The organism is Streptomyces sp. NPDC058685 (genome assembly GCF_042714725.1).
In the GTDB taxonomy this organism is placed as follows: Bacteria; Actinomycetota; Actinomycetes; order Streptomycetales; family Streptomycetaceae; genus Streptomyces.
Map to the genome: position 1 here is coordinate 52,231 of NZ_JBHXSL010000007.1, position 25,422 is coordinate 77,652.

At 70.7% G+C, this 25,422-nt stretch carries 22 protein-coding genes; 10 read left to right on the forward strand and 12 right to left on the reverse strand.

Translation table 11 applies throughout. The annotated features are described in order from the left end of the window. Window positions 1–11: 11 nt before the first annotated feature. A complete protein-coding gene (locus ACFWU3_RS08680; RefSeq protein WP_384433195.1) occupies window positions 12–560 on the reverse strand; it encodes a GNAT family N-acetyltransferase in 549 nt (182 codons plus the stop codon). A 148-nt stretch (window positions 561–708) separates the two neighbouring features. Here ACFWU3_RS08680 and ACFWU3_RS08685 point away from each other — a divergent pair, with 148 nt between their 5' ends. Continuing rightward, window positions 709–1,704 carry an RNA polymerase sigma factor RpoD/SigA gene (locus tag ACFWU3_RS08685; protein WP_384433198.1) on the forward strand — a complete coding sequence of 332 codons (996 nt, stop codon included), beginning with the start codon at window positions 709–711 and terminating at the stop codon, window positions 1,702–1,704. Between the two features lie 868 nt (window positions 1,705–2,572). Here ACFWU3_RS08685 and ACFWU3_RS08690 read toward each other — a convergent pair. Next, entirely contained in the window at window positions 2,573–3,529 is a 957-nt protein-coding gene (locus ACFWU3_RS08690) for a helix-turn-helix transcriptional regulator (RefSeq protein ID WP_384433201.1), read from the reverse strand. 63 nt (window positions 3,530–3,592) lie between these two features. Here ACFWU3_RS08690 and ACFWU3_RS08695 point away from each other — a divergent pair, with 63 nt between their 5' ends. From ACFWU3_RS08695 to ACFWU3_RS08710, 4 genes are all read left to right on the forward strand, one after another. Then, complete coding sequence (locus ACFWU3_RS08695) at window positions 3,593–5,101, forward strand: MFS transporter (protein WP_384433204.1); 1,509 nt, start codon at window positions 3,593–3,595, stop codon at window positions 5,099–5,101. Between the two features lie 220 nt (window positions 5,102–5,321). Beyond that, window positions 5,322–6,083 carry a DeoR/GlpR family DNA-binding transcription regulator gene (locus ACFWU3_RS08700; RefSeq protein ID WP_384433207.1) on the forward strand — a complete coding sequence of 254 codons (762 nt, stop codon included), beginning with the start codon at window positions 5,322–5,324 and terminating at the stop codon, window positions 6,081–6,083. Further along, a complete protein-coding gene (gene pfkB, locus ACFWU3_RS08705) occupies window positions 6,080–7,033 on the forward strand; it encodes a 1-phosphofructokinase (protein WP_384433210.1) in 954 nt (317 codons plus the stop codon). The genes ACFWU3_RS08700 and pfkB overlap by 4 nt, the downstream gene beginning before the upstream one ends. Further along, window positions 7,030–9,132 carry a fructose-specific PTS transporter subunit EIIC gene (locus ACFWU3_RS08710; protein WP_384433212.1) on the forward strand — a complete coding sequence of 701 codons (2,103 nt, stop codon included), beginning with the start codon at window positions 7,030–7,032 and terminating at the stop codon, window positions 9,130–9,132. The genes pfkB and ACFWU3_RS08710 overlap by 4 nt, the downstream gene beginning before the upstream one ends. A 33-nt stretch (window positions 9,133–9,165) precedes the next feature. Here ACFWU3_RS08710 and ACFWU3_RS08715 read toward each other — a convergent pair whose 3' ends face one another. The 3 genes from ACFWU3_RS08715 to ACFWU3_RS08725 all read right to left on the reverse strand — a co-directional run bounded on the left by ACFWU3_RS08715 (window position 9,166) and on the right by ACFWU3_RS08725 (window position 12,343). Next, window positions 9,166–9,951 carry a DUF6227 family protein gene (locus ACFWU3_RS08715; protein ID WP_384433215.1) on the reverse strand — a complete coding sequence of 262 codons (786 nt, stop codon included), beginning with the start codon at window positions 9,949–9,951 and terminating at the stop codon, window positions 9,166–9,168. Between the two features lie 134 nt (window positions 9,952–10,085). Beyond that, entirely contained in the window at window positions 10,086–11,141 is a 1,056-nt protein-coding gene (locus ACFWU3_RS08720) for a P1 family peptidase (protein WP_384433218.1), read from the reverse strand. Further along, entirely contained in the window at window positions 11,138–12,343 is a 1,206-nt protein-coding gene (locus tag ACFWU3_RS08725) for a low temperature requirement protein A (RefSeq protein WP_384433221.1), read from the reverse strand. Before ACFWU3_RS08725 ends, ACFWU3_RS08720 begins: the two co-directional genes overlap by 4 nt. Before the next feature lie 395 nt (window positions 12,344–12,738). On the opposite strand from ACFWU3_RS08725, the gene ACFWU3_RS08730 reads away from it, so the two are divergent. Then, window positions 12,739–12,945, forward strand: coding sequence for a hypothetical protein (locus tag ACFWU3_RS08730; RefSeq protein WP_384433224.1), 207 nt, complete (start codon window positions 12,739–12,741; stop codon window positions 12,943–12,945). A 103-nt stretch (window positions 12,946–13,048) separates the two neighbouring features. Here ACFWU3_RS08730 and mscL read toward each other — a convergent pair whose 3' ends face one another. The 6 genes from mscL to ACFWU3_RS08760 all read right to left on the reverse strand — a co-directional run bounded on the left by mscL (window position 13,049) and on the right by ACFWU3_RS08760 (window position 18,900). Further along, window positions 13,049–13,522, reverse strand: a complete 474-nt coding sequence (mscL, locus tag ACFWU3_RS08735; RefSeq protein ID WP_384433227.1) for a large conductance mechanosensitive channel protein MscL — start codon at window positions 13,520–13,522, stop codon at window positions 13,049–13,051. A 162-nt stretch (window positions 13,523–13,684) separates the two neighbouring features. Beyond that, window positions 13,685–14,206: a hypothetical protein gene (locus tag ACFWU3_RS08740; protein ID WP_384433230.1), complete on the reverse strand. Its 522-nt coding sequence runs from the start codon at window positions 14,204–14,206 to the stop codon at window positions 13,685–13,687. 179 nt (window positions 14,207–14,385) lie between these two features. After that, window positions 14,386–15,225 carry an S-methyl-5'-thioadenosine phosphorylase gene (locus ACFWU3_RS08745; RefSeq protein ID WP_384433233.1) on the reverse strand — a complete coding sequence of 280 codons (840 nt, stop codon included), beginning with the start codon at window positions 15,223–15,225 and terminating at the stop codon, window positions 14,386–14,388. A 158-nt stretch (window positions 15,226–15,383) separates the two neighbouring features. Further along, complete coding sequence (locus ACFWU3_RS08750; protein ID WP_384433236.1) at window positions 15,384–15,737, reverse strand: FmdB family zinc ribbon protein; 354 nt, start codon at window positions 15,735–15,737, stop codon at window positions 15,384–15,386. Between the two features lie 68 nt (window positions 15,738–15,805). Continuing rightward, complete coding sequence (locus tag ACFWU3_RS08755) at window positions 15,806–17,074, reverse strand: MFS transporter (protein ID WP_384433239.1); 1,269 nt, start codon at window positions 17,072–17,074, stop codon at window positions 15,806–15,808. Window positions 17,075–17,451: 377 nt separating this feature from the next. Beyond that, a complete protein-coding gene (locus ACFWU3_RS08760) occupies window positions 17,452–18,900 on the reverse strand; it encodes a potassium/proton antiporter (RefSeq protein WP_384433613.1) in 1,449 nt (482 codons plus the stop codon). A gap of 266 nt (window positions 18,901–19,166) precedes the next feature. Here ACFWU3_RS08760 and ACFWU3_RS08765 point away from each other — a divergent pair, with 266 nt between their 5' ends. Continuing rightward, window positions 19,167–21,992 (forward strand): penicillin acylase family protein, encoded by a 2,826-nt coding sequence (locus tag ACFWU3_RS08765; RefSeq protein ID WP_384433241.1) that lies wholly within the window; start codon window positions 19,167–19,169, stop codon window positions 21,990–21,992. On the opposite strand, the gene ACFWU3_RS08770 is transcribed toward ACFWU3_RS08765, so the two are convergent. Next, the gene (locus ACFWU3_RS08770; RefSeq protein WP_384433244.1) at window positions 21,973–22,566 is read right to left on the reverse strand and encodes a 5-formyltetrahydrofolate cyclo-ligase; all 594 of its coding nucleotides are present in this window, start codon (window positions 22,564–22,566) and stop codon (window positions 21,973–21,975) included. The two genes, ACFWU3_RS08765 and ACFWU3_RS08770, sit on opposite strands and share 20 nt — an antisense overlap. Before the next feature lie 94 nt (window positions 22,567–22,660). Between ACFWU3_RS08770 and galU the strand changes: the two genes are divergently transcribed. The 3 genes from galU to moaC all read left to right on the forward strand — a co-directional run bounded on the left by galU (window position 22,661) and on the right by moaC (window position 25,420). After that, on the forward strand, window positions 22,661–23,563 hold the full coding sequence (gene galU, locus ACFWU3_RS08775) for a UTP--glucose-1-phosphate uridylyltransferase GalU (protein WP_384433247.1): 903 nt from the start codon (window positions 22,661–22,663) through the stop codon (window positions 23,561–23,563). Between the two features lie 4 nt (window positions 23,564–23,567). Continuing rightward, complete coding sequence (gene glp, locus ACFWU3_RS08780; protein ID WP_384433250.1) at window positions 23,568–24,869, forward strand: gephyrin-like molybdotransferase Glp; 1,302 nt, start codon at window positions 23,568–23,570, stop codon at window positions 24,867–24,869. 71 nt (window positions 24,870–24,940) lie between these two features. Next, a complete protein-coding gene (gene moaC, locus ACFWU3_RS08785) occupies window positions 24,941–25,420 on the forward strand; it encodes a cyclic pyranopterin monophosphate synthase MoaC (RefSeq protein WP_313945806.1) in 480 nt (159 codons plus the stop codon). Window positions 25,421–25,422 lie beyond the last annotated feature (2 nt).

Sequence of the window (25,422 nt, forward strand, 5' to 3'; positions counted from 1 at the left end):
GGTCCGGCGACCTAGTCCTGAGGGCCCAGCTTCTTCTCGTACCAGGCGACATCCCAGTACCGGTCGAACTTCCGGCCCACCTCCGCGTACGTCCCGAGATGACGGAAGCCGAAACGGTCGTGCAGGCGGACAGATGCCTCGTTCGGCAGGGCGATCCCCGCGTACGCCCGGTGCAGATCCTCACCGGCGAGCGCCTCGAAGAGCGCCGTGTAGAGCAGCGTGCCGATGCCGCGGCCCGAGGCTCCGGGCGCGCAGTAGACGCTCACCTCGACCGACGTGGAGTACGCGGGCTTGGGGCGCAGGGGACTACTCGTGGCGTAACCGAGCAGGCTCTCCCCGGGTGACGTCCTCGCATTCGGGGCATCGCGAGCAACCAGAAGACGGTGCGGGCCGTCTTCAGGGTGGGAGCGCAACCAGGGGCGGCGCTGCTCGGGGGTGAACGGGGCCGTGTCGAATGTGACGGCCGTCTCACGGATGTAGTGGTTGTACAGCTCGGTGAGGGCCACGAGATCGGCCTCACTCCCGGGCCTGACCTGCACTTCTGTACGTCCCTGCGGCATTCGTCCTCCGGTGGTGGCCGGACAGGGTACTGCAAGATCACCAAAATCGACGCAGCCCCGGGGAATTCTGTCCGGATTCCAGTCGTTGTTTCCTTCGGATGCAGGGCACCCGAGAGGGTGTCGCGACCTACTCAGTAAGGGAGCTCGCATGGCAACCCGTGCCGTCGCCCGCCGTCAGTCCGAGACCAGTGGGACCGACCGGGCAAGCAGCGTTCGCGCAGGCGGGGAGATCGCCGACCGCGACCTGGTCGGCATGTACCTCGACGAGATCGCGCGTACGCCGCTGCTCGACGCCGCCAAGGAGGTCGAGCTGTCCCAGACCATCGAGGCGGGTGTGTACGCCCAGCAGATCCTCGCCAAAGAGGTGGAGAGCGAAGCCGACGGAGCCACGCGCGAGGAGCTCGAGGCACTGGTGGCCGAGGGCGAGCGCGCCAAGGACGTCTTCATCCGCTCCAACCTCAGGCTCGTCGTGGCTGTCGCCCGTCGCTACCCCCGCAGCGGACTGCCCCTGCTCGACCTGATCCAGGAGGGGAACGCCGGCCTGGTGCGCGCGGTCGAGAAGTTCGACTACGCGAAGGGCTTCAAGTTCTCCACGTACGCGACGTGGTGGATCCGCCAGGCCATCACCCGCTCCATAGCCGACCAGTCCCGCACGATCCGTCTCCCCGTCCACCTGGTGGAGGAGCTCGGCCGCATCCGCAGGGTGCAGCGCGAGTTCAACCGGGAGAACGGCCGTGAGCCGGAGGCCACGGAGATCGCGAAGGAGCTCGACTCCACGCCCGAGCGCGTCACCGACGTCCTCGACTGGGCACGCGACCCGGTCAGCCTCAACATGGCGGTGGACGACGCGGGCGAGACGCAGTTCGGCGACCTCCTGGAGGACACGTCGGCGGTCTCACCGGAACAGTCGGTGCTCACGCTGCTGCGCAGCGAGGAGCTGGAAGACCTGATCGGCAAGCTCGACAACCGTACGGCGTCGATCATCCGCATGCGGTACGGCATCGAGGACGGCCGCGAGCGTACGCTGACAGAAGTGGGCAAGGAGCACGGCCTGACGCGCGAAAGGATCCGCCAGATCGAGAAGCACGCGCTGCTCGAACTGAAGCGGATGGCCCGCGACACGGGCTTCGACGCGGCAGCCTGACCCTCGGCGGACATCCCGCCCCCTATACGGACCCCGGCACCCTCCCCCCCGGTGTCGGGGTCCTCGTCTGTCCGGAGGGCTGCACCTGCCCGGTGTGGGGAAGCGGGCCTTGCGGGGCCGCGCCCCTTTGCGCGCGGCAACTTCGCGCCGCCCCGGGGGCCGCACTTGTCCGGTGCGGGTGGGAATGGTCTTGGTGGCTGCGCCCCCAGGCCCCGGTGCCTGCGGAGTTCGCGCCCCCACGCCGTCCTGGTGGACGAACTGGTTCATGCGGGGCTGCGCCCCGCACCCCCTGGCTGCGGCAGCTTCGCGCCGCGCCGGCTGGTCGCCCCGGTCAGGTGCGGGTGGAGGTGATCCTTTGGGGCTGCGCCCCACACCCCCTCTGCGGCAGCATCGCGCCGCGCCGGCTGGTCGCCCCGGTCAGGTGCGGGTGGAAAGGTGAACCTTTGGGGCTGCGCCCCACACCCCCTGGCTGCGGCAGCTTCGCGCCGCATCCCATCTCCCGGCCGCCCGAATCGGCTCGGGTTCGCATGTGCCCGCACTGCCACCGGCCGGGTCCTCGACCCGCCGGGAGGGGGCGTGCAGGGTCGTCCCCGCAGGGGATCGGCGGCAACACCCGGGTGCTCAATACAACAGACCTGTACGCCGCCGACCCCGAGGAGTCGAGCCCGGAGGGCCCCCGGACCCGACGCCGGACAAGGACCCGAGGCTCAAGTGCCAGGCCCCGCCCCGGGACCCGACGCCCGACAAGAACCCGAGGCCCAAGTACCCAGGCCCCCGCCCCCGGGACCCGACGCCCGACAAGAACCCGAGGCTCAAGCACCCGACGCCCGACAAGAACCCGAGGCTCAAGCACCCGACACCGCACCCCTCACCCCGACGCCCTCACCAACCGACTCCCCAGCTCCGTCACGTACTCCACCAGCACCCCCGGCCCATTCACCCTGAACTCGCAGTCCACCAGCGCCAGTCGCAGCGCCAGCCACTCCACCGAGTCCACCGAGCGCGTCCGCAGCCGGCATCCGCCCCCCGGTGTCGGTACCGGTGAGCCGAAGGACTCCGGCAGCCTCGCCACCACGAACTCCGCCGGCGCATCGAAGCTGACGTCCACCTCCAGCTCCGGCTGCCGCGACATCGTCGCTCCCAGCAGCGCCTCCGCGCTCCCCGTCGGCAGCTCCCTCGGCTCGAACCTCGCCCCCGTCGCGAACGGCTCCGAGATCCGGTCGACCCGGAACGTGCGCCAGTCCTCCCGCCCCCCGTCGTACGCCACCAGATACCACCGGCGCCCCGTCGAGACCAGCCGGTACGGCTCCACCAGGCGCTTTGTCTCCGTGCCGTCGCCCGCCCGGTAGCCGAACCGCAGCCGCTCCCGCCCGCTCGCCGCCCCCGCGATCACCGTCAGCGTCTGCGGGTCGATCGTCGCGCCGTCACCCCGCGTCAGCGGAACCGTCGCGGCCTGGAGAGTCGTGACGCGGTGCCGCAGCCGCGACGGCAGCACCTGTTCCAGTTTGGCCAGCGCCCGTACGGACGCCTCCTCGATGCCCTCGATCGCATGGCCCGCACCGGCCCGCAGCCCCACCGCGATGGCGACCGCCTCCTCGTCGTCGAGGAGCAGCGGCGGCATCGCGGCGCCCGCCACCAGCCGGTACCCCCCGACCGCGCCCATCGTCGCCTCGACCGGATACCCCAGGTCGCGGAGGCGGTCGATGTCGCGCCGGATCGTCCGCGGGCTCACGGCCAGGCGTTCGGCGAGCTCGCTGCCCGGCCACTCGCGCGGAGTCTGGAGGAGGGAGAGCAGATTCAGCAGTCGTGCCGGAGTGTCCGTCATGTCTCTCAGGATGCCTCGCATCTAGGACATGAGCTGACCTATATCACCTCTAACTTTCTTCTTATGAGTTCACAGCCCGCCGTACCCGATACGGCTTCGGACCGAAGGCGCTGGATCGCGCTCGCCATCGTCATGACCGCGGCCTTCATGGACCTGGTCGACGTCACGATCGTCAACATCGCGATCCCCAGCATCGAACGCGACCTCGGGGCGTCGTTCGGCGCGATCCAGTGGATCACCGCCGGATACGCGCTCGCCTTCGCCGCCGGTCTGATCACGGGCGGCCGGCTCGGCGACATCTACGGCCGCAAGCGGCTCTTCCTCATCGGCATCACCGGCTTCACGCTCGCCTCGGCCCTGTGCGGGTTCGCGGCGAACGAGGAGATGCTGGTGGCCTCGCGTCTCCTTCAGGGCGCGACCGCGGCCCTGATGGTGCCGCAGGTCCTGGCGATCATCCACGCCACCTTCCCGGCCCATGAACGCGGCAAGGTCTTCGGGATGTTCGGCGCGGTCATCGGTCTCGGCGCGGTATCCGGCCCGCTGCTCGGCGCGCTGCTGACCCAGTGGAACCTGTTCGGTCTCGAATGGCGGCCGATCTTCCTGATCAACCTGCCTGTCGGCATCGCCGGTCTGATCCTGGGCCGCAAGTACATCACCGAGTCCCGCGCCCCGAAGGCGCTGCGGCTCGACCTGATCGGTGTCGTGCTCGTGACGCTCGGCCTGCTGATGCTGATCTACCCGCTGACCCGCGGCCGTGAGCTGGGCTGGCCGCTGTGGGGTCATCTGTGCATGGCCGGCAGCCTGTTGGTGTTCGGCGCGTTCGTGGCGTACGAGAAGCACAAGACGCGCAGGGACGGTTCGCCGCTGGTCGAGCTGTCGCTGTTCCGGGTGAAGAGTTTCGCGGCCGGCATCGCCGTGCAGCTCACGTTCGGCATCGTCTGCGGAGTCTTCTTCCTGGTCTGGACGCTCTACATGCAGATCGGCCTGGGCTGGAGCCCGCTGCGGGCGGGACTGACCGGTGTTCCGTTCTCGATCGCGGTGTCGGCGGCGGCCGGCATCTCCGTACAGAAGCTGGTGCCGCGCTTCGGACGCAAGGTGCTCCAGGCCGGCGCGGTCACGATGGCCGCGGGAATGCTGCTCTACATCTGGGAGGCCGGGCGGTACGGCACGGCGATCCACTCCTGGCAGATGATGCTGCCGCTCGTCGTGATGGGCCTCGGCATGGGCCTGATCGTGGCGCCGCTGACGGACGCGGTGCTCTCCGACGTGCCCCACGAGCACGCCGGTTCGGCGTCCGGGCTGATCAACACGACGATGCAGATGGGCAACGCGCTGGGGCTCGGACTGGTCTCGGTGGTCTTCTTCGGCTCGATCGACGACAGGATCGCGCCGAGCGCGGTGGGCAAGGCGTTCGGCGAGGCGTTCCAGAACTCGCTGTGGTGGGCCGTCGCGGTACTGGGCCTGATCTTCGTGGTGATGTTCGCACTGCCCTCGCGGCCGAAGCAGCATCTGGAGGGCGCGGAAGCGTCCGGCGGGACGGCGGCGGAGCGGGAGCCCGCGCTGACGCACTGAGCCTCAGACGTACCCGCAGAAGGAAGGGCCCGGCCCGGGACGAGATCCCGGGCCGGGCCTTTCCGCTGCCCGCGCCATCCGTCGGCCGGCCCGACCCCAGGCGCAGACGGCGCAGCCCGAACGTGTCCGTCCGCCGCCCGTATCTGTTTACTTTGCCGAAATCTGAGCGTACTCTCCCCTCAAAACCACAGGGTCGGGCATGGAACGGATGTAAAACCACATGTACGCACCGGAGCGCCAGCAGGAGATCCTGCGTCTCGCCCGCGACGGCGGGCGAGTCGACGTGCTCTCCCTCGCCGAGGAGTTCCAGGTCACCGCCGAGACCATCCGGCGCGACCTCAAGGCCCTCGACCGGGCGGGGCTCGTGCGCCGTGTGCACGGCGGCGCCATCCCGGCCGGGCGGCTCGACTTCGAGCCCGACCTGTCCGAGCGCGAGTCGACGGCGGCCGACGAGAAGGACCGCATCGCGCAGGCGGCCCTCGCCGAACTCCCCACCGACGGCAGCGTGATCCTCGACGCAGGCTCCTCCGTGGGACGCCTCGCGGGAATCTTTCCGCTGGAGTGCTCCCTCACCGTCGTCACCCACGCCCTGCCGGTGGCCGCCCGGCTCGCCGACCATCCGGGGATCGACCTCCATCTGGTGGGCGGCAGGGTCCGGCACCGTACGCGCGCGGCGGTCGACGCCTGGGCGCTACGGGCGTACGGAGAGGTCCGCGCCGATGTCGTCTTCCTCGGCGCCAACGGTTTCTCCGCGGAACACGGCCTCACCACCCCGGATCTCGCCGAGGCTTCCGTGAAGCGGGCGATGGTCTCCGCCGCCCGGCGCGTGGTGCTGCTCGCGGACTCGGCCAAGCACGGCGAGGAGCACTTCGCCCGCTTCGGCGACCTCACCGACGTCGACCTGCTCATCACCGACAGCGGGCTCGCCCCGAAGGACGCCGCGGCGATCGAGGCCGCGGGCACGGAAGTCGTACGCGCATGATTCTCACCGTCACCCCGAACCCGTCGCTGGACCGCACGTACGAGATCCCGGCGCTGGACCGCGGCGAGGTACTGCGCGCCACGGCCGAGCGGATGGACCCGGGCGGCAAGGGCGTCAATGTCTCGCGGGCCGTCGCGGCGGCCGGGCACCGCACGGTCGCTGTCATGCCGCTCGGCGGGGCGCCCGGCGCGCTCGTCGCGGAACTGCTCGCCGGGCAGGGCATCGAGGTCGCCGCCGTGCCGGTCGGCGGCGGGACACGTTCCAACATCGCGCTCGCCGAACCGGACGGCACCCTCACCAAGATCAACGCGCCCGGACCCGAACTGTCCGCCGCGGAGGCCGAGTCACTCCTGTCCATGGCCAGGGCGCACTCCGCGTCGGCGTCGTGGATCGCCTGCTGCGGCAGTCTGCCGAGGGGCCTCGGACCCGAGTGGTACGCCGAGTTGGTCACCCGCGCGCACGCGGCAGGCGCCCGGGTGGCCCTCGACACCTCGGGTCCCTCCCTGCTCGCGGCGCTGCGCTCGCACCCCGACGTCGTCAAGCCCAACGCCGACGAACTCGCGCAGGCCGTCGACCGCCCCCTCGTCACCGTCGGCGACGCGGTCAAGGCGGCCGAGGAGCTACGGGAGCTGGGGGCGCGTGCGGTACTGGCCAGCCTGGGCGGCGACGGCCAACTGCTGTCCTGCGCCGAGGGCACCTGGTTCGGCAGCGCGGCCGTGGACGCCGTCCGCAGCAACGTCGGCGCGGGCGACGCCTCTCTCGCGGGATTCCTCGCGGCGGGCGGCGAGGGCCCGGGCGCACTGGCCGCCGCCGTCGCGCATGGAGCCGCCGCCGTGCAGCTGCCGGGCAGTGTGATGCCGACCCCGGCCGACCTCGACCCGTCCGCCGTCGCGGTGACGGCGGACATCCCTCTGGACCGAGTACTCACCGAGCAAGGGAGCCCGCGATGAGCGAGATGATCACCGCGGACCTGGTCGACCTCGACCTGGCCGCGACGACGAAGGAGGCCGCGGCCCGCTCGCTGGCCGAACGGATGGTGGCGCTCGGCCGGGTCACGGACCTCGAGGGGTTCCTCGGGGACGTGGCCGCACGCGAGGCGCAGATGCCGACCGGTCTGGACGGCGGCATCGGCATCCCGCACTGCCGCAGCGCCCATGTCACGGAGCCGACGCTGGCGTTCGGCCGCAGCGCCGCGGGTGTCGACTTCGGTGCGCCGGACGGTCCGGCGGACCTGATCTTCCTCATAGCCGCCCCGGCGGGCGCGGACGACGCGCATCTGACGATCCTGTCGTCGCTGGCCCGCCGGCTGATGGACGAGTCGTTCACCTCGGCGCTCCGGACGACGGCGGATGCAGCCGCGGCGGCCTCCCTGATCCGCGGCGAGGCCCCGGCGACGGAGCCTGAGACGGCTGCCGGGTCGGATTCGCCCGGTGAACCGGAGACGGCAGCCGGACCGGCCGATGCGGCAGTCACGCCCGCACCCGCGGAGGACGCACCCGCGGAGGCCGCATCCACCCAGGCCGCACCTGCCCAGACCTCACCCACCCGGACATCACCCGCCCGGGACGACGACGCGCCCTTCCGGATCGTCGCCGTCACCTCCTGCCCCACCGGCATCGCCCACACCTATATGGCCGCCGAATCGCTCCAGAAGGCGGCCGAGGCGGCCGGGGTCCACATCGACGTCGAGACGCAGGGCTCGGCAGGATTCACCCGGCTCGACCCCGAGACCGTGCGAGCCGCGGACGGTGTGATCTTCGCCCACGACGTCCCCGTACGGGACAAGGCCCGCTTCGCCGGGAAGCCCACCGTCGATGTCGGCGTGAAGGCCGGTATCAGCAGGGCGGCGGCGCTCGTCGAAGAGGTACGGGGCAAGGCCGAACGCGGTGAGGTCAGCGCGGGGGCGGGCTCGGCCGCGCCCGCCGACTCCGCCGGAGACCCCGGTGACGGCTACGGCACCCGGCTGCGCAAGTGGCTGATGAGCGGCGTCAGTTACATGGTGCCCTTCGTCGCCGCCGGCGGGCTCCTCATCGCTCTCGGCTTCGCCATCGGCGGCTACGAGATCTCCGACGCCAAGTCCGTCGCCGAGCACTTCGCATGGACCGACCACACCAGCTGGGCCGCGCTCCTCTTCCAGGTCGGCGGCCTCGCCTTCAGCTTCCTGGTGCCCGTACTGGCCGGATACATCGCCTACGGCATGGCCGACCGTCCCGGTCTGGTCCCCGGATTCGTCGGTGGCGCGATCGCCCTCACCATCAACGCCGGATTCCTCGGCGGCCTGATCGCAGGTCTTCTCGCGGGTGCGACCGTCATGGCCGTCCAACGCGTCCCGATCCCCACTCCACTGCGCGGCATCATGCCCGTGGTCGTGATCCCGCTCGTCTCCTCCGCCGTCGTCGGCTTCCTGATGTTCCTCGTCGTGGGCAAGCCCATCGCCGAGCTCCAGAAGGCGCTGACCGACTGGCTGTCCGGCCTCTCCGGCGCCAACGCCGTGATCCTGGGCGTCATCCTCGGGCTGATGATGTGCTTCGACCTCGGCGGTCCGCTGAACAAGGTCGCCTACGCCTTCGCGGTCGGCGGGCTGGCCAACCCCAACGAGGGGTCGCTGAAGGTCATGGCCGCGGTGATGGCCGCCGGCATGGTGCCGCCGCTGGCGATGGCCCTCGCCACCGTCGTCCGCAAGCGGCTGTTCACCACGACGGAGCGGGAGAACGGCAAGGCCGCCTGGGTGCTGGGTGCTTCGTTCATCACGGAGGGCGCGATCCCGTTCGCCGCGGCCGACCCGCTGCGGGTGATCCCGGCGGCGATGGCGGGCGGCGCGGTCAGCGGCGGGCTGTCGATGGCCTTCGACTGCACGCTGCGCGCTCCGCACGGCGGCATCTTCGTGGTGCCGCTGATCGGCAACCCGTTCCTCTACCTCGTCGCGATCCTCGCCGGCACGCTGGTCAGCACCGCGACGGTCGTCCTGCTCAAGGGACTCCGCACGGCACAGCCGGAACAGGCGTCCGCGCAGGCCGAAGAGGAGACCAAGGTCCTCGCCGCCGCCTGACGGCCGCGCCGGACCCCCGGGCGACAGGCCCGGTCAGCGCACCCGCGCGCGGAGTTCCATGGCTTCGCGCGCGGTGTGCTCCGATCCGTACACCTCGCACATGTGGCGGCCGTCCGGGGTGGCCGTGTGCTCGACCTCCCACAGGCTCGTCTCGGTGCCGTCGAGCAGCAGGAACGCGTGCTCGTACAGCGTGAAGCCCGCGTCCTTGCCGTCCACCCGGTACTGACGGCCGAAGACCTGCGTGATGTGGTGCGCGAACGCCGCGCGCAACGGCCCCGCGGTCTCCTCGCCCGGCCGGTCGCCGTTCTCGGCGCGGCGCAGGACCCGGCGGGCGTGGTCCGCGGAGTTGTCCGGGACATACATCCGGGGGAGCGCGGCCGGGGGCGCGGTCATGAGGGCGGCGAGGAGCTCGAAGTCGGCGTCGAGGTCCGCGCCCAGGTCGCTGATGCTCAGCCCGCCGGCCCCGGAACCGGAATCGCCGTCCGCCGTGGCGAACCCGGGGAAGCCCGAGGGCAGGCGGGACGCGGCGAGCCGGGCCTCCGACTCCTCGGTGTAGAGCTCGTGTTGCTCGGAGCCGCTCCGCCCGGTGCTGTGGACGAGCTCCCACAGGACGAGCGAACTGCCGTCGCTGAGCAGATACGCGTGCCGGTACGTCACGCGGTCCAGGACCGCGCTGTGGTGCGAGGAGTGCAGCGAACTCGCGTGAGCCAGCGCCGAGTCGAGCCGCCCGACCGTGGCATCGGGCAGATCGAAGGAGTTGAGCGCCCGACCGAGGAGTCGCTCGAGGTGCGCCTCGGTTGTCTCGTACGGATCGTTCAAGGTGGGTCTCCAGGCCGTCGCCGCAAGTCACTTGGTGGTTGCTAAACGTAGCCCCTGGGTCTGACAACGTGTCCTGCGTTCGGGAAAACGAAGGGGCTCATTGTGAAGTTCCCCGCACTCGACGGACCGTCATGTCACGTAGGTCGGCCGATGTCGTACAGCTCCCGGTACGCGGGGAAGACCCCGCCCGGTCCCTCGATGCCCTGTGCCGCGAGGACCGCCTGCACGATGGCCCGCGTCACCACGTCCGCGCCGGCCGCGAGAACGTCGTTGAGCGCGAGGGGATTCGCCGCATCCAGCGGCAGCGCACCGGTGGCGAGGGTGAACACGGTGTCGCCGTCGCTGAGGAGATGCACCGGCCGTACGGCGCGCGCGATGCCGTCGTGCGCGGTGCCCGCGAGCTTCTGGGCCTGGGCGCGGGTGATGGCGGCGTCGGTGCCGACGACGACAAGGGTGGTGTTGAGCGGTGGTGGGCCGCCCGCCGCCCGCGCCTCCTCCAGCCGCCGGGTCGCGGCCGTGTGCACCTCCGCGGTCGGATACCGCACCGGCCCCTGGATGTACTGCCCGTAGAGCACGCCGGTGACCGGATCGACCGCCGAGCCCGCCGCGTTCGCGACCACGAGGGCCGCGACCGTGATGCCGGAGTCGAGCACCGTGCTCGCCGTGCCGACACCGCCCTTGAGGCCGCCGATCACAGCGCCCGTGCCTGCCCCGACGCAGCCCGTCGCGACCCGCGCGCCGGTCTCGGTGCGAGCGGCATCCTCGACGGCCGCCCGCCCGGTCGACGCGTCGGGCCGCGCCTTCCAGTCACCGCCGCGGCCCAGGTCGAAGACACAGGCGGCCGGCACCACCGGAACGACCCGGCCGGGTCCGCCGACCGGAACGCCCCGCCCCTGCTCCTCCAGCCAGGCCATCACACCGGCCGTCGAGTCCAGCCCGAAGGCGCTGCCGCCGGTCAGGACCACGGCGTCGATCCGTTGAACCAGATTGCGCGGGTCGAGCGCGTCAGTCTCATGTGTACCGGGGCCGCCTCCCCGCACGTCGACGGCAGCGATCGCCCCACCTTCGGGAGCGAGGACGACGGTGGTGCCGCTGAGCGCGCCGTCGCCCGCCACGCGTGCGTGGCCGACGCGCAGCCCGGCCACATCGGTCAGTGCGTCGTGGCGGGTCCTGTCCGCTGACTGGGTCATGTCCCTTGCGTATCACGGGGATAGGCGTCCGGGTGCTGGGTGCTCAGGATCACGCCCACGGCCACCGTCGCCGCCGCGGCCAGCCCCGCCAGCAAAACGGCGAATTCCCCCGCGAACGTACAGGCGAGGATCACCACCGCGCCGGCCGGCAGGTCCAGCTGCTGCGCCTTGCCGCGCTTGAAGTAGCGCGCGTGCAGCAGCCAGACCATGAACATGAACAGCGCCGCCGGGACGGTGACGGCCGCCGCCGCCGCGAAGGAGCTGATGTGGGCCTTGCCGATCGCGTGCTCGACCGCCACCTCGATGCCGGCACCGATCGCGGCGGCCGACCCGAAGATCAGGAGGTGCCCGTAGCCCCAGGGAATGGCCTGCCGGTTGGAGACCAGTCGTTCGTGGGCCGGCACGGCGAAGTAGACCCACCAGGCGGAGAACACGATCAGCAGGCCACCGCATGCGATGGGCAGCAGTTTCCCGATGGCCTCGTTCTCGTCCAGAGCGGACTGCACGGCGACGGTGCTGGCCGCCATGGTCTCGCCCAGCACGATCAGGGTGAACAGGCCGTACCGCTCGCTGATGTGGTGGGCGTGCCACGGCGTCTGATGGTTGCGTTCGGCGATCATCGGGATCATCAGCTCGGCCACGACCACGACGAGGAACAGCCAGCGCTTCCAGTCGTCCGGCACGAACAGCAGAACCACCCAGCCGGCCTGGCACACCACCAGGCTGGCCGCGTACGTCAGCGTCGTCCTCCTGGCCGGGCCGCTCTCGGCCCGGGCTGCCCGCAGCCACTGCGTGGTCAGGGCCGCCCGCATGATCAGGTAGCCGACGACGGCGACGGTCCAGTCGTTGTCGTTGAAGGCGCGGGGCACACCGGCCGCGTAGACGAGGACGCCGGCGATCTGGAAGAACGTGGCGATGCGGTAGGGCACGTCGTCGCAGTCGTAGGCGGAGGCGAACCAGGTGAAGTTCATCCAGGCCCACCACACGCCGAAGAAGACGTAGGCATAGCCGATGACGCCGGTACCGGGGTGGCCCTCGGCGAGGGCGTGGACGAGCTGAAGGCCCGCCTGGGCGACCGCGACGACGAAACACAGATCGAAGAAGAGTTCGAGCGGTGTGGCCGCGCGGTGTTCCTCGTCGCGACTGCGGGGAGTCATGCGGCGCAGTGGCCCGAAGCCGGGTCCGGTGGCTGAGGACGTCATGTACCCAGCACAGCAGAGCGGACGCGCCCCGGCACCCAGAGGCGCGGAACCCGGACTCGCGGCGTCCGTGCGGACCTGCGCCATCAGGGTCCCGTGCGGGCGCGCGGGGCGTCAGGCGAGGGGCGGACCCGGGTGCGGGCCGGGATGGGGAGCGGGGCAAGGACCGACCCCAGCCGGCCCGTGCGCTGCCCGGGCCGCGAGGAGGGGCTGGATCGGCGCCGGGAGATCGGGCCGGGGCCGACCTGATCGTGTTGTTCGGGTCGCGACGGCGGGCCGGGTAGGGGTCGCGAGCACGGACCGGTTCTGGGCCTCGGTCACGTACCGCTTCTGGGCCTCGGCCACGGGCCGGGCCCGGGCCGGGAGGAGGGCCCTGACCGTCGCCGTACCCTGGAGGGATGAGTGCCGCCCCCGCCCCCGGACCGCGAGACGCGAAGCAGCCCCGGCAGCAGCCCCCGAAGCCGAGGATCGACTTCGACGATCCGCTGGACCAACAGTCATCGGACGATACGGACCGCGGGTGGGGTGAGCGGCCCTCCGCCGGCGGTGGGAGTGCCGATGACCTGGCGCGCTTCCTCGACGAGAAGCCGCCCCACCACATCTGAGCCCCAGCCCGTCCGGGCCGCCCCTGTCCGGGCCGCCCCCGTCCGGGCCGCCCCTGTCCGAGCCGGTGCGAGCGGGTCGGCGCCCCCGGGGTGGCGAGAGACGCTAGGCCCTGTCGTGCCCCGAACCGCGCTGAGACTGGGCCACGACGGCGTCGCGGATCTCCTTCAGCACCTCCAACTCGCTCAGCTCGACGATCTCCTTCGCGCCTTCCTTCGCCGCGTCCCGCTCCGCCTTCCTGGCCAGGTACTTGGACATCGGGAGCACCATCAGGAAGTAGACGACGGCGGCTGTGATCAGGAAGGTGAGCGTCGCGCCGAGGACGGAACCCCACATGATCTTGATGCCGTCGATCTCGCCGTTCACCTCCCGGCAGGTTCCCTTGAGGCAGGAGCTGTAGGAGTCGAGGTTCTTGGTGCCGAACGCGCCGACCAGCGGATTGATGACGCCCTTCACCACGGCGTTCACGATCTGGGTGAATGCCGCACCGATGACGACCGCGACGGCCAGGTCGATGACATTGCCGCGCATCAGGAAGGCCTTGAAGCCCTCCAGGACGCTGACCTTCTTCTCGCTCACCAATGAACCCTTCTTCGCATGTGCAGGTCACCGAAACAAACCCTCGCAACCTACGACAGCGCCCGGTCGTACTGTCCAATCGCCGGGGGGAGGGGAGGTGACCTGACGGCACGCCAGTGCGACTGGTGACCGACCACCGGATGCTCGTCGCTCGCGTCGGGGTCAGCACACCGTCACCGCCAGCCGTGAGGTCGTGCCCGCGCCGGCGAGCTGGGCGGCGGTGGCCCGTGGAACGGACAGCACCACCAGGGCGCCGCTGTCGGCGCCGGAGTCCGCCGGGCCCGGTACTTCGGCCACCCGGGCGCCGGTGGCGACGACCCGAGCAGCCGGCTCGGCCTGCCCCACGGGGGAGTTGGGCGCCGCGATCACATCCACCCGGTCACCCGGCCGCAGAAGCCGCACGGTCGCGGCATCCGCGATCCGGACGGGGGCGGACACCATCTCGGCGGCGGGCTTCGGAGCTCGCGGCGGAGTGACCGCATGGGCCCCACCACCCGGCGCGTCCGCTCCCCGGGCGCCCGATGCGGCGAGGGCAGCCGCTGTCAGGGCGAGACCGGCGGCGAGCGCCCTTCGTCGGCGACGCAGCGCCCGCCGCAGCCGGTGTGCTCCGCCGCGCACGCGCAGCGGAGGGAAGGGCGGGACGCCTGTGGGAGCGGGCGCGGAGGAGGGAGGCAGGAGCGACATGGCACGTACCACCTGTCGTGAGAGGGGGAGTCGAAAGACCGAACGGTCCTCACGATCCACCTCTCACGGGCCTCCCGCCGGAGCCTGTGGACGGTCCACCGCATGTGGACAACTCCCTCACCCCGGCGGGCGACCTACCTCAGCGACCCACCCCAGCGACCCGATCAACATCCGCCCCCTCAGGGCAGTTCGATCCCCAGGTCCCAGCCGTCGTGCGCGTGCGTGCACAGGCAGTCCCGGTCCTCGTTCGCCGGCAGCGCGCCCACCGCGTCGAAGAGCACCTCGCGCAGCCGTCCCACGTTCTCGCCGAAGACCCGCAGCACCTCGGTGTGGGAAACGCCCTCGCCGGTCTCGGCGCCCGCGTCCAGGTCCGTGACCAGCGTCAACGACGTGTAGCAGAGGCCCAGTTCACGGGCGAGCACGGCCTCCGGGTGCCCGGTCATGCCCACCACCGACCAGCCCGCCGACGCGAACCACTTCGACTCCGCACGCGTGGAGAAGCGCGGCCCTTCGATGACCACGAGCGTTCCGCCGTCCACCGGCTCCCACTCGCGGCCGCGCGCCGCCTTGAGAGCGGCCGCGCGCCCCGCGGGGCAGTAGGGGTCGGCAAAGGTCGTGTGGACGACGTTGGGGATGCTTCCGTCGGGCAGCGGGAGACCGTCGAAGTACGTCTGCTCGCGCGCCTTCGTCCGGTCCACCAGCTGGTCCGGAACGAGCAGCGTGCCGGGCCCGTAGTCCGGGCGCAGCCCGCCCACCGCGCACGGCCCGAGCACCTGCCGTGCGCCGACCGAGCGCAGGGCCCACAGATTCGCGCGGTAGTTGATGCGGTGCGGCGGGAGGTGGTGCCCGCGTCCGTGCCGGGGCAGGAAGGCGACCTTCCGGCCGGCCACCTCACCGAGGAAGAGGGAGTCGCTCGGACTGCCGTACGGGGTGTCGACCTCGACCTCGGTCACGTCCTCCAGGAAGGAGTAGAAGCCGGAGCCGCCGATCACGCCGATCTCTGCGTTCGCGTTCGCCATACCGATCACACTATCGACGCGGCAGAGGACCGAGGGCAGGGCCGTAGGTCCTACCCGACGGGCCCGGCAGGCGCGCCGCAACGAAACGCATCCGAGCACGGGTACGGCGAGGACCCCGCCGTGCGGAACGGCGGGGTCCTCGGAACGAAATCAGTGGGTCAGGCGGCCGAGCTGCCGGAGCTCGACGACGAGCTCGAGCTGCTGGAAGAGCCCGACGAAGAAGACGCGGACGACGACGAAGAAGACGACGTCTTCGAGTCGGACGACTTCGACTCCGAGGTCTTCGTGCCCGTCGACGAGGACGACGTCGACGACGGCGAGCTGCTGGACGACGAGCCACGGCTGTCGTTGCGGTAGAAGCCCGAGCCCTTGAAGACAATGCCGACGGCGGAGAACACCTTCTTGAGGCGTCCCTCGCAGTTGGGGCACACGGTCAGGGCGTCATCGGTGAACTTCTGCACCGCCTCGAGGCCCTCGCCGCATTGGGTGCACTGGTACTGGTAGGTCGGCACTGGTCTTCCTCCTGGCACTCTCACTCAATGAGTGCTAACGACGGTCCATAGTGACGTATTCCGCTGGATCAGTCCACCGCCACCGGCACTCGGTGACCGACGCCACGCGCCATGATGCGTCCCGGGTTCTTCGGCGAGAGCCGTGAACGCAGGGCCAGCAGGGTGACGAGGGCGAGTGCGGTGCCCGCCAGCGGGACCACGAATCCGGCGCTCGCGCCGTGCGCGTCGGCCAGTCGCCCGGCCACCGTGACGGCCGCCGCCTGGCCGAGGGCCACCGCGCCGGTGAGCCAGGTGAAGGCCTCGGTGCGGGCCGTGGCCGGCACCAGCGGTTCCACCAGCGTGTAGCCGCTGATCAGCGCCGGAGCGATGCACAGGCCGACGATCAGCCCGAGTCCGCCGAGCAGGGCCACCGAGTGGACCGACCAGAGGAGGGAGGCCGCCAGGGTGAGCCCGGTGTAGCCGAGGATCATGCGGCGGCGCGGGCTGCTCTTCCAGGCGATCGCGCCGCAGGCGATGCCGGCGAGCATGTTGCCCGCCGCGAAGACGCCGTACAGCAGTCCGTTCGCGCCGGGGTTGCCGATCTCCTCGGAGAAGGCGGTCAGGGACACCTGCATGCCGCCGAAGACCGACCCGATGCCGAGGAAGGCCACCGCGAGGACCCGTACGCCCGGCACGGACAGTGCGGAAACGCGCGGGGCGGAGTCCGCGGTGAGGGGACGGACGGCGGGCTGCGTACGGCTCTGGGCCGCGAAGAGCAGGCCGCCGGCCAGGGTCAGGGCGGCTTCCGCGATCAGACCGGCCGCCGGGTGGACGCCGGTGCAGAGCGCGGTCGCGAGGACCGGTCCGACGACGAAGGTGAACTCGTCGGTGACGGACTCGAAGGCCGCGGCCGTCGGCATCAGCGGCGAACGTTCGAGCTTGGCGGCCCAGCGGGCACGCACCATCGGGCCGACCTGGGGCACCGAGGCACCGGCCGGAACCGCGGCGGCGAACAGCGCCCACAGGGGGGCGTCCGCCAGCGCGAGAGAGGTGAGGGCCACGACGGACGCGGCGTGCACCAGGACGCCCGGCAGCAACACGGCGCGCTGGCCGAAGCGGTCGGCGAGCTTGCCGCTCTGCGGCGCGAACAGTGCCATGGAGACACCGGTGACGGCGGCGACGGCTCCGGCGCTGCCGTACGAACCGGTGGTGTGCTGGACCAGCAGAACGATGCCGATGGTCAGCATCGCGAAGGGCTGTCGCGCGGCAAAGCCGGGGAGCAGGAAGGTCCAGACGCCGGGAGTGCGCAGCAGCTGCCCGTAGCCCGGGCGCTTGCCGGTGGTGACCGTGGATGCCACGGTCCGTGCCTTTCTGCCGCCTGGTAGCGCTCCCCTGGATGTACGGGAGCCGCCGAGAGCTGTCCTCTTGCGCGGAACTGCGGTAGATGCCGGGGCCCATGGAAGGGGCACGCCGGCCGCCATACGGTCGCGCCAGCTCTGCGTCAGGCAGAGTTGGTCGATCAAGTGTGCCTTCATGGTACAGGTGGTACGGGGTGCCGTGCCTGGGAAATGCGCCACACTCCCGGATGTACACCTGGGATTAATCGGACGTACGCAATGCGGCACGGAGCCCGGCCCGGCATCCCACCCCGGCTGCCCGAACGGGCTCGGCTTCGCGTGTGCCCGCACCCCAACGAGGCACGTGCTCGACCGCCGGGAGGGGGCGTGCAGGGCCGTCAGCTGAGTCCCCCCGTCCCCAGCCACCCCGCGAGCTTGCCCCCCTGGCCGACCGCCCGCAGGCGTCGCTCGGCCGCGTCCCGGACCGGATCCGTCGCCACGACCAGCAGCTCGTCGCGCCGGCGCAGCACGGTCGAGGGCAGCGGTACGAAGCTCTTGCCCTCCCGCACGACCAGGGTGACCGCGGAGCCCGCGGGCAGCCGCAGCTCCGCAACCTCCACACCGTGCATCTTGGACTCGTCCGGGATCGACACCGAGAGCAGATGTCCGCGCAGCCGCTCCAGGGGTGCCGACTCGACGCCGAGGTCGGCGGCGTCCGTGGAGCCGAGTTTCAGCCACTTCGCGAGCCACGGCAGCGTCGGCCCCTGGATCAGGGTGTAGACGACGACCAGCACGAAGACGATGTTGAAGATCCGGTCGCTGCCCTCCACGGCCGCCACCATCGGGATGGTGGCGATGATGATGGGCACGGCGCCACGCAGGCCCGCCCAGGACATCAGCACCTGTTCCTGGCGTGGGATGCGGAACGGCAGCAGGCTGATCATGACCGACACCGGTCGCGCCACCATGGTCAGCACCAGGCCGACGACGACGGCGGGCCAGAAGTCGTCGACCAGTTCGTGCGGGGTGACCAGCAGGCCCAGCAGGACGAACATGCCGATCTGGGCGATCCAGCCGAGGCCCTCGGCGAAGCCGCGGTTGGCGGGCGCGTGCGGCAGTTTCGCGTTCCCGAGGACCATCGAGGCCAGATAGACGGCGAGGAATCCACTGCCGTGCGCCATGGCGCCGGCCGCGTACGCCACCACCGCGATCGCCATCACCGCGATCGGGTACAGGCCCGACGCGGGCAGTGCCACATGCCGCAGCCCGAACGCTCCGAGCCAGCCCGCCGCCAGGCCGACGCCCGCGCCGATCGTCAGCTCCAGCGCGATCTTGCCGACGAGGACGTACCAGTCGTCGACCGGACCGGCCGCGGAGAACGCGACCACCAGGATCACCACGGGGGCGTCGTTGAAGCCGGATTCGGCCTCCAGCACACCCGTCACCCGGGAAGGCAGCGGGACCTTGCGCAGGACGGAGAAGACGGCCGCAGCGTCGGTCGAGGAGACCACCGCGCCGATGATGAGCGCCTGCCGCCATTCCAGACCGACGAGATAGTGCGCTCCGGCCGCGGTGACGCCCACGCTCACCGCGACGCCGACGGTCGACAGTGCGACCGCCGCGGGCAACGCGGGTTTGACCTCCTGCCATTTGGTGCCCAGACCGCCCTCGGCCAGGATCACCACGAGCGCGGCATAGCCGATCACCTGCGTCAGTTCGGCGTCGTTGAAGGTGACGTCGAAGATGCCGTCCTGCCCGATGGCGACGCCGATCCCGAGATACAGCAACAGGCTGGGGAGCCCGCTGCGCGAGGAGACGCGGACCGCAGCCACGGCGAAGAGCAGGATCAGCGAGCAGATGAGCAGGAGTTCGTTGAGCTGGTGGACAGTCAGTGGCCGATCCTTCCCCTCGCGCCTACGTGCCGGAGCGCTCCTCCAGCAGGCGACACTTCGTTACCTTACCTAATCTTTAACGTTTTCTTGACGCCCTGGATCACCTGTTCGAGGGATCGGTCCGTTGGCCTGCTTACGGATACCGCGTCCGGACCGCCTCGACGCTGCGCCTATGGTTGCTCCAGCACTCCCAGGATCAGCCTGCGCCTCGAAGGACAGCGATGCCCGCCAACACAACCGCCTCTTCCCCCAAGAAGAAGAAGGGGCGACGCGCCCGCCTGCTCGTGATCGTCCTGGTGCTGGCGCTTCTGGCGGGTATCGGGTTCGGCACGTACTGGAGCATCAGTACGGTGCGCGCCTCGTTCCCGCAGACGACCGGGTCGATAGAAATCGACGGTCTCAGCGGCCAGGTCGACGTCAAACGCGACGACTTCGGCATCCCGCAGATCTATGCGGACACCGACGAGGACCTCTTCCGCGCCCAGGGCTTCGTCCAGGCGCAGGACCGCTTCTGGGAGATGGACGTCCGCCGCCACATGACGGCCGGCCGGCTCTCGGAGATGTTCGGCTCCGGTCAGGTCGACACGGACGCCTTCCTGCGCACGCTGGGCTGGCGCGAGGTCGCGCAGCAGGAGTACGACAAGATCCTGTCGCCGCAGACGAAGAAGTTCCTCCAGGCTTACGCCGACGGCGTCAACGCCTATCTGAAGGGCAAGGACGGCAAGGAACTCTCCGTCGAGTACGCCGCCCTCTCCTTCACCAACGACTACAAGCCCGAGCCCTGGACGCCGGTCGATTCGGTGGCCTGGCTCAAGGCGATGGCGTGGGACCTGCGCGGCAACATGCAGGAGGAGATCGACCGCTCGCTGCTGACGAGCCGGCTCGACGCGAAGCAGATCAAGGATCTGTATCCGGACTATCCGTCCGACCGGAACAAGCCGATCGTGGACAAGGGCGGCATCGACCCGGTCACGGGCAAGTTCGACCCCGCGGCCGAGCCCTCCGGCGAGTCGGACGGGTCCTCGGGCGGCGACGGCGGGAACGGCGACGGCAACGGGAACGGTTCGGGCGACAACGGCACCGGGCAGGGCACCGGCAGCGGCCTGAACAACGGCGGCGGCAGCGCGGCCGACGCCGCGCAGGGCCTGAACTCCCAGCTCTCGGCGCTCTCCAAGACTCTCGAGACCATCCCGGAACTGCTCGGCCCGAACGGCAACGGCATCGGCTCCAACTCCTGGGTCGTCGCCTCCAAGTACACGACGACCGGCAAGCCGATGCTGGCCAACGATCCGCACCTGGCGCCCCAGCTGCCCTCGCTCTGGTACCAGATGGGCCTGCACTGCCGGAAGATCTCGGCGTCCTGCCAGTACGACACCGCGGGATACACCTTCTCCGGTCTGCCGGGCGTGATCATCGGTCACAACCAGAACATCGCCTGGGGCTTCACCAACCTCGGCGCGGACGTCACCGACCTCTACCTGGAGAAGATCAGCGGCGACAGCTACCAGGTCGGCAACCAGCAGAGGAAGCTGACCACCCGCAAGGAGGTCATCAAGGTCGCCGGGGGCAAGAGCAAGACGATCACCGTCCGCTCCACCGGTCACGGCCCACTGGTCTCCGACCGCAGCACCGAACTGGAGAAGGTCGGCCAGCAGGCGCCGGTCACCAACGCTCCCGACCGCGCCACCGGATACGGCGTGGCACTCCAGTGGACCGCGCTCCAGCCGGGCAAGTCGATGGACGCGGTGTTCGACCTGAACCGCGCCAAGGACTTCAAGACCTTCCGTGCGGCGGCCAAGAACTTCGAGGTCCCCTCGCAGAACCTCGTCTACGCGGACTCCGCCGGCAACATCGGCTACCAGGCGCCCGGCAAGATCCCGGTCCGCGCCAAGGGCGACGGCTCGGTGCCCGCTCCCGGCTGGGACCCGGCGTACAAGTGGAAGGGCTACATCCCCTACGACGAGCTGCCGTTCGAGGAGAACCCGGAGCGCGGCTACATCGTCACCGCGAACCAGGCGGTGATCGACGCCGAGAAGTACCCCTACCTGCTGACCGAGGACTACGGCTACGGCGCCCGCAGCCAGCGGATCAACGATCTCATCGAGACGAAGATCCAGGGCGGCGGCAAGATCTCCACCGAAGACATGCGCACCATGCAGATGGACAACAGCAGCGAGATCGCCGAGCTGCTGACGCCGTACCTTCTGAAGATCGACATCTCGGACCCGTACGTCCGTGAGGCGCAGAAGCTTCTGGAGGGCTGGCGCTACACCCAGGAGCCCGACTCCGGTGCCGCCGCCTACTTCAACGCGGTCTGGCGCAACGTCCTCAAGCTCGCCTTCGGCAACAAGCTGCCCAAGGAGCTGCGCGTCGAGGGCCAGTGCCTGAACGTCCTGCCCGCCGACAGCACGGCGCCCGAGGACGAGCTCACCGAGCGGGTGCGCGAGTGCGGCCAGCGCGACACGGACACCGCGCAGCCGGACGGCGGCGACCGCTGGTTCGAGGTGGTGCGCCGGATACTCAAGGACGAGAAGAACCCGTGGTGGCACTCGCCGGGCAACCGTACGGAGAAGCCGACCGACACCCGTGACGAGCTGCTCGCCCGTGCGATGGACGACGCCCGCTGGGAGCTGACGGCCGAGCTGGGCAAGGACGCCTCCCGCTGGAGCTGGGGCCGTCTGCACCAGCTGACGCTGAAGAACCAGACGCTCGGCACCGAGGGCCCGGGCTTCCTCCAGTTCGTGCTCAACCGCGGTCCGTGGAACCTGGGCGGCGGCGAGGCCGCGGTCAACGCCACCGGCTGGAACGCGGCGGGCGGTTACGACGTGGTCTGGGTACCGTCGATGCGGATGGTCGTCACCGTCGGGGACTGGGACAAGTCGAGGTGGATCAACCTGACCGGCGCCTCGGGGCACGCCTACAGCGCGCACTACACCGATCAGACCGACAAGTGGGCCGACGGTGAACTGCTCGACTGGTCCTTCAGTGAGCGGGCGGTGTCCGCGAACACGGTGGACACCCTGAAGCTCATGCCGAAAAACGCCTGACGGCATCGGGTGTGACGACGGCATGGACGGGGTGGTCGTGCGGTTCCCGCGGAACGTGCGCGACCACCTCGTCCGCGTACAGCAGCACCACCAGCGCGGGATCGGCACCGGCCGCCGCGAGCCGGGCGAGCACCCGGTCGTAGGAGCCGCCCCCGCGGCCGAGCCGCATCCCCTGTCCGTCCACGGCGAGCCCGGGAAGGAGCACGGCATCGGCCTCCAGCACGGCGTCCGGCCCGAGGCGTGTTCCGTCCGGCTCCAGCAGCCCGCGCCCGGCGCGCACCAGTTGCCCGGCGCCCTCGTACACGGCCCAGTCCAGGTCGTTGTCCGGCAGCAGGACGGGCAGCAGCACGCGTACGCCGCGGTCGCGGAGCGCGTCGAGCAGCGCGCGGGTGCCCGGTTCGCGGCCGACCGAGACATACGCGGCGACCGTGGCCGCCTCGGCCAGTTCGGGCAGGGCGAGCGCCTGTCGCGCGAGGACCGCGCCGGCGGCGCGGACGTCCTCGGGGGACAGCAGGCCGCGTGCGTCCAGGAGTTCACGGCGAACCGCACTCTTTCCGGACAAGTCACTGCACATGGTGACTTCACAAACCTCTCGTATACGTCTTTATGAGAAGGAAGTTAACCGGAGGCTCATCTTCAGCCCATACTCACCGGTTATTGTGCAGCGCATGACTCCTCCGAAGCCCAGGATCAGCAAGGCTGTCATCCCGGCCGCCGGTCTCGGCACGCGGTTCCTGCCCGCCACGAAGGCCACTCCCAAGGAGATGCTGCCTGTCGTCGACAAGCCCGCGATCCAGTACGTCGTCGAGGAGGCGGTCTCCGCCGGTCTCTCCGACGTGCTGATGATCACGGGCCGCAACAAGCGGCCGCTGGAGGACCACTTCGACCGGAACTACGAGCTGGAGCAGGCGCTCACCCGCAAGGGCGACGAGAGCCGGCTGAAGAAGGTCCAGGAGTCCAGCGACCTGGCCACCATGCACTATGTGCGCCAGGGAGATCCGCGCGGCCTCGGTCACGCCGTCCTGTGCGCGGCGCCGCACGTCGGCGACCAGCCCTTCGCCGTCCTCCTCGGCGACGACCTCATCGACCCGCGCGACCCGCTGCTCGCGCGCATGGTCGAGATCCAGGAGCGGGAGGGCGGCAGTGTCATCGCCCTCATGGAGGTCGACCCCGCCCAGATCCACATGTACGGCTGTGCGGCCGTCGAGGCCACCGGCGAGAACGACGTGGTCAAGGTGACCAAGCTGATCGAGAAGCCCGACCGGTCCGAGGCCCCGTCGAACCTCGCCATCATCGGCCGGTACGTCCTGGACCCGGCCGTCTTCGACATACTGCGCGAGACCGCGCCCGGCCGCGCCAACGAGATCCAGCTGACCGACGCCCTGGAGAAGCTCGCCGAGGACGAGACGATCGGCGGGCCGGTGCACGGCGTCGTTTTCCAGGGCCGCCGTTACGACACCGGCGATCGCGGCGACTATCTGCGGGCCATTGTCAGACTGGCGTGCGAACGTGATGACCTGGGACCCGAGTTCCGGACCTGGCTCCGCAGTTTTGTGACCGAGGAGATGTAACACGGTGAGCAGTACGACCTGGTCGGTGGACGACCACCTCGAGGACATCCTCGCAGCGATCCGCCCGCTCGACCCGATCGAGCTGCAACTGCCGGACGCCCAGGGCTGTGTCCTCGTCGAGGACGTCACGGTCCCGGTCGCGCTGCCGCCGTTCGACAACAGTTCCATGGACGGGTACGCCGTCCGTACGGCCGATGTGCGGGGCGCCACCGAGGAGTTCCCCGCCGTCCTCACGGTGATCGGCGATGTGGCGGCCGGCAGCGGCGGGCTGCCGACGGTCGGCCCCGGCCAGGCCGCACGGATCATGACCGGTGCCCCGCTGCCTCCGGGCGCCGAGGCCGTCGTCCCGGTCGAGTGGACCGACGGCGGCACCGGCGGGGGAGCGGCCACCACGATGCGCCCCGCCGGCGAGGCCCCCGAGGGCGCGAGCGGTGAGGTCCGCGTCCACCGGTCCGCCGAGGCCGGCGCCCATGTCCGCTCCCGCGGCAGCGACGTCCAGGCCGGTGACCTCGCCCTCGCGGCGGGCACGGTGCTCGGCCCGCCGCAGATCGGCCTGCTCGCCGCGATCGGCCGCGGCACCGTGCGGGTCCGGCCGCGTGCGCGCGTGGTCGTGCTCTCCACCGGCAGCGAACTGGTCCAGCCCGGCGAGGCGTTGGGCGAGGGCCAGATCTACGACTCCAACAGCTTCGCGCTCGCCGCGGCCGCGCGGGACGCGGGCGCGATCTCCTACCGGGTCGGCGCGGTCACGGACGACGCCGAGACCCTGCGCGCCACCATCGAGGACCAGCTGATCCGCGCGGACCTGCTGGTCACGACGGGCGGCGTCAGCGTCGGCGCGTACGACGTGGTCAAGGAAGCCCTGTCCTCGGTGGGCGACGAGGACGTCCCGGGCAGCGGCATCGACTTCCGCAAGCTCGCCATGCAGCCCGGGAAGCCGCAGGGTTTCGGCACGATCGGCCCCGAGCACACCCCGCTGCTGGCGCTCCCGGGCAATCCGGTCTCCTCGTACGTCTCCTTCGAGCTGTTCGTCCGCCCGGCGATCCGCCGTCTGATGGGCCTGGCGGACGTCCGGCGGCCGACGACGCGCGCGACCCTGAAGGCCGACAAGGCGCTCACCTCGCCCTCCGGCAAGCGCCAGTTCCTGCGAGGTGCGTACGACTCCGGCTCGGGCGCCGTCACTCCCGTGGGCGGTTCCGGTTCCCATCTGATCGCCGCCCTCGCGCACGCCGACTGCCTGATCGTGGTCCCGGAGCAGGACACCTCGGTCCAGCCCGGCGCGGACGTCGAGGTGGTCCTCCTCGGCTGACCTGCTTACCGTGGCGGTACCGTGTCTGCCCACACAGGCCCCGAGGGCCCGGACGGGAGCAGCGCACCGACATGAGTACCCAAGGCAGGCTGACGCACATCGACGAGGCGGGGGCGGCCCGTATGGTCGACGTCTCCGAGAAGGACGTCACCGCACGCACCGCCCGGGCCAGCGGCCGGGTCCTGGTCTCCCCACGCGTCGTGGAACTGCTCCGGGGTGAGGGCGTCCCCAAGGGGGACGCCCTGGCGACGGCCCGTATCGCCGGGATCATGGGCGCCAAGCGCACCCCGGATCTGATTCCGCTCTGTCACCCGCTCGCCCTCTCCGGCGTCACCCTCGATCTGGCCGTCGCCGATGACGCCGTCGAGATCCTCGCGACGGTCAGGACCACCGACCGCACGGGCGTCGAGATGGAGGCGCTGACCGCCGTCTCGGTCGCCGCGCTCACGGTCGTCGACATGGTCAAGGCCGTGGACAAGGCGGCCGTGATCACGGACGTCCGGGTGGAGGAGAAGACCGGCGGCAAGTCCGGCGACTGGAGCCGGCAGTGATC

Coding starts and splice junctions, on each gene's coding strand:
- ACFWU3_RS08680 (WP_384433195.1), bottom strand. CDS start 560: ATGCCGCAGGGACGTACAGAAGTGCAGGTCAGGCCCGGGAGTGAGGCC.
- ACFWU3_RS08685 (WP_384433198.1), top strand. CDS start 709: ATGGCAACCCGTGCCGTCGCCCGCCGTCAGTCCGAGACCAGTGGGACC.
- ACFWU3_RS08690 (WP_384433201.1), bottom strand. CDS start 3,529: ATGACGGACACTCCGGCACGACTGCTGAATCTGCTCTCCCTCCTCCAG.
- ACFWU3_RS08695 (WP_384433204.1), top strand. CDS start 3,593: ATGAGTTCACAGCCCGCCGTACCCGATACGGCTTCGGACCGAAGGCGC.
- ACFWU3_RS08700 (WP_384433207.1), top strand. CDS start 5,322: ATGTACGCACCGGAGCGCCAGCAGGAGATCCTGCGTCTCGCCCGCGAC.
- pfkB (WP_384433210.1), top strand. CDS start 6,080: ATGATTCTCACCGTCACCCCGAACCCGTCGCTGGACCGCACGTACGAG.
- ACFWU3_RS08710 (WP_384433212.1), top strand. CDS start 7,030: ATGAGCGAGATGATCACCGCGGACCTGGTCGACCTCGACCTGGCCGCG.
- ACFWU3_RS08720 (WP_384433218.1), bottom strand. CDS start 11,141: ATGACCCAGTCAGCGGACAGGACCCGCCACGACGCACTGACCGATGTG.
- ACFWU3_RS08725 (WP_384433221.1), bottom strand. CDS start 12,343: ATGACGTCCTCAGCCACCGGACCCGGCTTCGGGCCACTGCGCCGCATG.
- ACFWU3_RS08730 (WP_384433224.1), top strand. CDS start 12,739: ATGAGTGCCGCCCCCGCCCCCGGACCGCGAGACGCGAAGCAGCCCCGG.
- ACFWU3_RS08740 (WP_384433230.1), bottom strand. CDS start 14,206: ATGTCGCTCCTGCCTCCCTCCTCCGCGCCCGCTCCCACAGGCGTCCCG.
- ACFWU3_RS08745 (WP_384433233.1), bottom strand. CDS start 15,225: ATGGCGAACGCGAACGCAGAGATCGGCGTGATCGGCGGCTCCGGCTTC.
- ACFWU3_RS08765 (WP_384433241.1), top strand. CDS start 19,167: ATGCCCGCCAACACAACCGCCTCTTCCCCCAAGAAGAAGAAGGGGCGA.
- ACFWU3_RS08770 (WP_384433244.1), bottom strand. CDS start 22,566: ATGTGCAGTGACTTGTCCGGAAAGAGTGCGGTTCGCCGTGAACTCCTG.
- galU (WP_384433247.1), top strand. CDS start 22,661: ATGACTCCTCCGAAGCCCAGGATCAGCAAGGCTGTCATCCCGGCCGCC.
- moaC (WP_313945806.1), top strand. CDS start 24,941: ATGAGTACCCAAGGCAGGCTGACGCACATCGACGAGGCGGGGGCGGCC.